Genomic DNA, 5,898 nt, shown 5'->3' on the forward strand with positions numbered 1-5,898 from the left:
TCGCGCAGTTCCCCGCGCCCCTGAAGGGGCGCTTTCCGCGTCCGGTGGGCAGGGGGTGGCGGGGCGCCCTGGGGAGCTCTCGGCGTTCAGCGAGCCGGTGTTGACCGTTCGCTCTGTGTCGGGTGGAAGCGGCGGCGGTATTCCGCCGGGGCCGCGCCGAGGGATTTGAGGAAGGCGCGGCGCATGGACTCGGGGGTGCCGTAGCCGCTGGCGCGGGAGATCTCCTCGACGCCGTCGCCGGTGTCCTCCAGGAGGCGCCGGGCGTGTTCGAGGCGGACGCGGTCGACGTAGCGGCCGGGGGTCATGCCGGTCTCGGACTGGAACGCGCGGGCGAAGTGGCGGGGCGAGAGGCTGGCGCGGGCGGCCAGGGACTCGACGCTCAGGTCGTCGTCGGGGTGCTCGGTGATCCACTGCTGGACCTCACGGAGAGGGTCCCGGCGGGCCGTCTGGGCGGCCAACTGGGCGCTGAACTGGGCCTGGTTCCCCGGCCGGCGCAGGAACACGACCAGGTGGCGGGCGATGGTCAGCGCTGCGTCCCGGCCCAGGTCCTCCTCGACCAGCGCGAGGGCGAGATCGATGCCCGAGGTGACACCGGCCGAGGTGGAGACGGGACCGTCCCGGACGTAGATCGGGTCGGGGTCGACCGTCACGGCGGGATGCTCGCGGGCAAGCCTGGCGCAGTACGCCCAGTGGGTGGTGGCCCGGCGACCGTCCCGGAGGCCCGCCTCGGCGAGCAGGATCGCCCCGGTGCACACGGAGACCAGTCGCTCGGCGCGCGGCCCGTGTACGCGCAGCCAGTCGGTCAGGTGGGGGTCCGGGCCGCGCGTGCCCCGCCCGCCGGGGACGAGGAGCGTGTGCGGGGCGGGCGCGTCGGCGAGGGTCGAGTCCGGTACGACGGTCAGGCCGCTGGAGGTGCGCACCGGGCCGCCGTCCAGGGAGGCCGTACGGATGCGATAGGCCCCCGGGGCCTGCTTCTCGGCGCCCGCGAAGACCTCCGCGGGACCGGTGATGTCGAGGCTCTGAACGTCGTCGAAGAGGACCACCAGGACGGTTCGCATGACGTCGATTCTTCGCACTCCGCGGGATGGCCGCAATGACGGGTACCCCACCTTTCCTGCCATCCGGTACCCACCCCTGGAGCCCGTACCGACCAGTCGGTAACGTGGCTGTCATGACTACTGCCGCCGTCGATCCCCGTGCCGGGCGCCGCTGCCACAACGCGCTCAACTCCCTGCACGCCACGCTCTACTTCTCGCCCGACCTGGGGAAGGAGTTCGGCGCTCTCGGAGTCACGCACCCCGGGGCCGTCAACTTCGCCGTACGGGCGGCGGCGATGGGACCGGTCGGTCCCGGCACGGTGACGGCGACCTTCTACAACTACAAGTACGACCTCGTGGCCCGGCACGTGCCCGCCGTGTGGGAGACGGCTTCCCCGGAGCAGTGCCTCCACGCACGCGCGCGTGCCGTCGACGCGACCCTGCGGCGCCTGCTCGGAGAGGACGCGGTGGCGGCGGAGGAGATGGCGGAGGCCGCGCGCCTGGCGCTGCGGGCCACCGAGGCGTGTGCGCGCCCCGCCCGGCCCCTGTACGCGGCCCACGCCGATCTGCCGCTCCCCGAGGAACCGCACCTCGCCTACTTCCACGCGGCCACGCTGCTGCGCGAACACCGCGGCGACGGTCACCTGGCCGTCCTGATGTCCGCCGGACTCGACGGCCTGGAGGCCGTGGTCACCCACACCGCGACCGGCAAGGGCATGACCCCGAAGTGGGTGTTCGGCACGCGCGGGTGGAACCAGGAGGAGTGGGACGCCGCTTCGGGACGGCTCCGGGAGCGCGGGCTGCTCGACGGGAACGGCGAGCTGACGGAGGGCGGGGTCGCACTGCGCGCCGAGATCGAGGCGGAGACCGACCGGCTGGACCGGGCACCGTACGAGCACCTGGGCGCCGAAGGGGTCGTACGTCTGACCGAACTGGCGACCGGATTCGCGCGGCTCGCGCTCGCCGCCGAGGCGTTTCCCCGGGATCTGCTCGGCAAGAGCTAGGTACCGGACCCGCAGGACAGCGCCCTGATCCCCGGTTGTCGGTGTCACCTGCCACAATTGCCGCGCAACCTCAGTGGAGAAGGCGGTACGGGCGTGACGACACCCCTCGTAGGGTCCATCGAAGGCAGGATCGCCGAGGAGCTCGGCGTACGGGAGCGGCAGGTGAAGGCTGCCGTCGAGCTGCTCGACGGCGGTTCGACGGTTCCCTTCATCGCCCGCTACCGCAAGGAAGCGACCGAGATGCTCGACGACGCGCAGCTGCGCACGCTCGAGGAACGGCTGCGCTATCTGCGGGAGTTGGAGGAGCGGCGGACCGCGATCCTCGAATCGGTGCGCGAGCAGGGCAAGCTCACCGAGGAGTTGGAGGCGCAGATCCGGGCCGCCGAGACCAAGGCGCGCCTCGAGGACATCTACCTGCCCTACAAGCCCAAGCGGCGGACGAAGGCCCAGATCGCGCGCGAGGCGGGTCTGGAGCCGCTCGCGGAGGGCCTGTTGGGCGACCCGTCCGTGGAACCGCTGGCCGCGGCCGCCGCGTTCGTCGACGCCGACAAGGGTGTCGCCGATCCGCAGGCCGCCCTCGACGGTGCCCGGGCGATCCTCACCGAGCGCTTCTCGGAGGACGCCGACCTGATCGGCGAGCTGCGTGAGCGGATGTGGGGGCGCGGGCGCCTCGCCGCGAAGGTGCGGGACGGCAAGGAGGAGGCGGGCGCCAAGTTCGCCGACTACTTCGACTTCTCGGAGCCGTTCACCGCGCTGCCCTCGCACCGCATCCTCGCGATGCTGCGCGGCGAGAAGGAGGACGTCCTCGATCTCGTCCTTGAGCCGGAGGAGGACACCGAGGGACCTTCTTCCTACGAGGGGATGGTCGCCCACCACTTCCAGGTCTTCGACCGGGGCCGTCCCGGCGACAAGTGGCTTCAGGACACGGTCCGTTGGGCCTGGCGCACCCGCATCCTCGTACACCTCGGCATCGACCTGCGGCTGCGGCTGCGTACGGCGGCCGAGGACGAGGCGGTCAACGTCTTCGCCTCGAACCTGCGGGACCTGCTGCTCGCCGCACCGGCCGGCACGCGCTCGACACTGGGCCTGGACCCCGGTTTCCGTACGGGCGTGAAGGTGGCCGTCGTCGACGCGACCGGCAAGGTCGTCGCCACGGACGTGATCTACCCGCACGTCCCGGCCAACAAGTGGGACGACGCCCTCGCCAAGCTGGCCCGCCTCTCCGCGCAGCACTCGGTCGAGCTGATCGCGATCGGCAACGGCACGGCCTCCCGCGAGACCGACAAGCTCGCCGGTGAACTCATCACCAAGCACCCGGAGTTGAACCTCACCAAGGTGATGGTGTCCGAGGCCGGCGCGTCCGTGTACTCGGCGTCCGCGTTCGCCTCCGCGGAACTGCCCGACATGGACGTGTCGTTGCGCGGCGCCGTCTCCATCGCGCGCCGACTCCAGGACCCCCTCGCGGAGTTGGTGAAGATCGACCCCAAGTCGATCGGCGTCGGCCAGTACCAGCACGACCTGTCCGAGGTGAAGCTGTCCCGTTCGCTGGACGCGGTGGTCGAGGACTGTGTGAACGGCGTCGGCGTGGACGTCAACACGGCCTCCGCACCGCTGCTTTCACGCGTCTCCGGCATCACCTCCGGCCTCGCCGAGAACATCGTGTCGCACCGCGACGCCAACGGCCCCTTCAAGTCGCGTACGCAGCTGAAGAACGTGGCGCGGCTCGGCCCGAAGGCGTACGAGCAGTGCGCGGGCTTCCTGCGCATCCGGGGTGGCGACGACCTGCTCGACTCGTCCAGCGTGCACCCCGAGGCGTATCCGGTGGTGCGGCGGATGGTGAAGACGGCGGGCAGCGAGGTGGCGTCACTGATCGGCAACACGGCGGTGCTGCGCTCGCTGAAGCCGACGGAGTTCGTGGACGAGACGTTCGGTCTGCCGACGGTGTCCGACATCCTCAAGGAGCTGGAGAAGCCGGGGCGCGACCCGCGGCCCGCGTTCAAGACGGCCACCTTCAAGGACGGCGTCGAGAAGATCTCCGACCTCGCCCCCGGGATGGTCCTGGAGGGTGTCGTCACGAACGTCGCCGCGTTCGGGGCGTTCATCGACGTCGGTGTCCACCAGGACGGTCTGGCGCATGTCTCCGCGCTGTCGAAGACGTTCGTCAAGGACCCGAGGGACGTGGTGAAGCCGGGTGACATCGTCAAGGTGAAGGTGCTCGACGTCGACATCCCGGCCTGGCTCGTCCTCGGCTACCGCGAGCTGCACCAAGTCACCGGCGATCCAGTCCTGTTCAGCCGTGACTCCGACCTGTGGAACCAGTGGGACGGCATCCCCGACGACTGGCCGCTGCTGCCGATGATCGGCCGTAAGCAGCCGTCGATCCTCTACACGGTCGGCGAACGGCACCGCGAGCGCGTCGGCATGATCAGCGACGCGTTGGAGGCCGTCGACCCGTCCGAACTCCGGTCGTACACCGAGAAGTTCGCGGACGAGCTGATCGACGGGATCTGCGCCAAGGGCGAGACGGACATCGTCGGCGACTACGCGATGCTGCTGCCGGTACGCGTCCTGGCCCGGCTCTACGGCTTCCGGGACGAGCAGGGTCCGGGCCTGGTGACCGCGCTCAACGACATGATCGACGGACGCGAGCGGGCGATCGCCGGGCAGACCCATCTGGCCACGTCCATGGGGCAGTTGCTGGCCGACCGGAAGGAAGCGCCGGCGGACGACGTCGTGTCGAGGATGCTCACGCACACCTCCGGCTTCAACGACGTCGAGATCGCCCAGGACCTGATGGTGATGATGGCGGCGGGCCACCAGCCGACCGCCGACTGGATCGGCAACTCGCTGCGGCTGATGCTGACCGACGACCGTTTCGCGGCCTCGCTGTTCGGCGGCCGCAACAGTGTCGCCGAGGCGATGAACGAGGTCCTCTGGGAGGACACCCCGACCCAGAACGTGGCCGGCCGCTGGGCCTCCCGCGACACCCAGCTCGGCGGCCGCCGTATCCGCGCCGGCGACCTGCTCCTCCTCGGCCTCCAGGGCGCCAACTCCGACCCCCAGGTCCGCACCGACGGCTCCGCGCTCACCGGCGGCAACAACGCCCACTTCTCCTTCGGGCACGGGGAGCACCGGTGTCCGTTCCCGGCGCAGGAGGTGGCCGAGGTGATCGCGCGGACGGGGATCGAGGTCGTGCTGGACCGGCTGCCGGACATCGACCTGGCGGTACCGGCCGAGTCCCTGACGCGGAGACCTTCGCCATGGCTGCGCGGCCTGACCGAACTGCCGGTGCGGTTCACGCCCGTCGCCGCGCTCTGAGTTCCGAGCCCTGAGCTCTGAGATCCGAGTTCCGAGTTCCGAGTTCCGACCCTTGAGCCCTGCCCTGCCCCTGCCTTTCCTTTGAGCCCAGCCCCTGCCTTTGGAGGCACTCCCGCATGAGCACCGGTACCGAAGAGACCCGTATCGTCCTCGACCCGTTCGTCGGCGACCTGGACGGCGAGAGCGCCAGGCTGCGTGCGGCCGGTCCGCTGGCCGCCGTAGAACTGCCCGGTGGTGTGCCCGTGTGGGCGGTGACGCGGCACGCCGAGGCGAAACAGCTGCTCACGGATCCGCGGCTGGTGAAGGACATCAACGTCTGGGGCGCCTGGCAGCGCGGCGAGATACCCGCGGACTGGCCGCTGATCGGGCTGGCGAACCCGGGCCGTTCCATGCTGACCGTGGATGGCGCCGACCATCGCCGGATGCGCACGCTGGTCGCGCAGGCGCTCACCCCGCGCCGGGTGGAGCAGATGCGGGAGCGGATCGCGAAGCGGACGCAAAGCCTGCTCGACAGCCTGGACGGGGACGGGGACGGGGAC

General features: G+C 70.8%; 2 protein-coding genes and 2 pseudogenes. 3 read left to right on the forward strand and 1 reads right to left on the reverse strand.

The window, feature by feature from the left end; all coding sequences use genetic code 11:
* Nucleotides 1–86: 86 nt before the first annotated feature.
* Entirely contained in the window at nt 87–1,058 is a 972-nt protein-coding gene (locus ACNFOC_RS49570; protein ID WP_416965568.1) for a GlxA family transcriptional regulator, read from the reverse strand.
* Between the two features lie 113 nt (nt 1,059–1,171).
* On the opposite strand from ACNFOC_RS49570, the gene ACNFOC_RS49575 reads away from it, so the two are divergent.
* The 3 genes and pseudogenes from ACNFOC_RS49575 to ACNFOC_RS49585 form a co-directional block, all read left to right on the forward strand.
* Entirely contained in the window at nt 1,172–2,041 is an 870-nt protein-coding gene (locus ACNFOC_RS49575; protein ID WP_416965569.1) for an SCO6745 family protein, read from the forward strand.
* Between the two features lie 93 nt (nt 2,042–2,134).
* Nucleotides 2,135–4,273: pseudogene (locus ACNFOC_RS49580) on the forward strand (Tex family protein); the annotation flags it as partial.
* A gap of 1,202 nt (nt 4,274–5,475) precedes the next feature.
* Nucleotides 5,476–5,898 (forward strand): annotated as a pseudogene (locus tag ACNFOC_RS49585) (cytochrome P450); the annotation flags it as partial.

This window comes from Streptomyces colwelliae, from assembly GCF_048158785.1.
Classification (GTDB): Bacteria; Actinomycetota; Actinomycetes; order Streptomycetales; family Streptomycetaceae; genus Streptomyces.

Excerpts from the sequence above, each read along its gene's own strand:
- ACNFOC_RS49570 (WP_416965568.1), bottom strand. The coding sequence starts at position 1,058 with ATGCGAACCGTCCTGGTGGTCCTCTTCGACGACGTTCAGAGCCTCGAC.
- ACNFOC_RS49575 (WP_416965569.1), top strand. The coding sequence starts at position 1,172 with ATGACTACTGCCGCCGTCGATCCCCGTGCCGGGCGCCGCTGCCACAAC.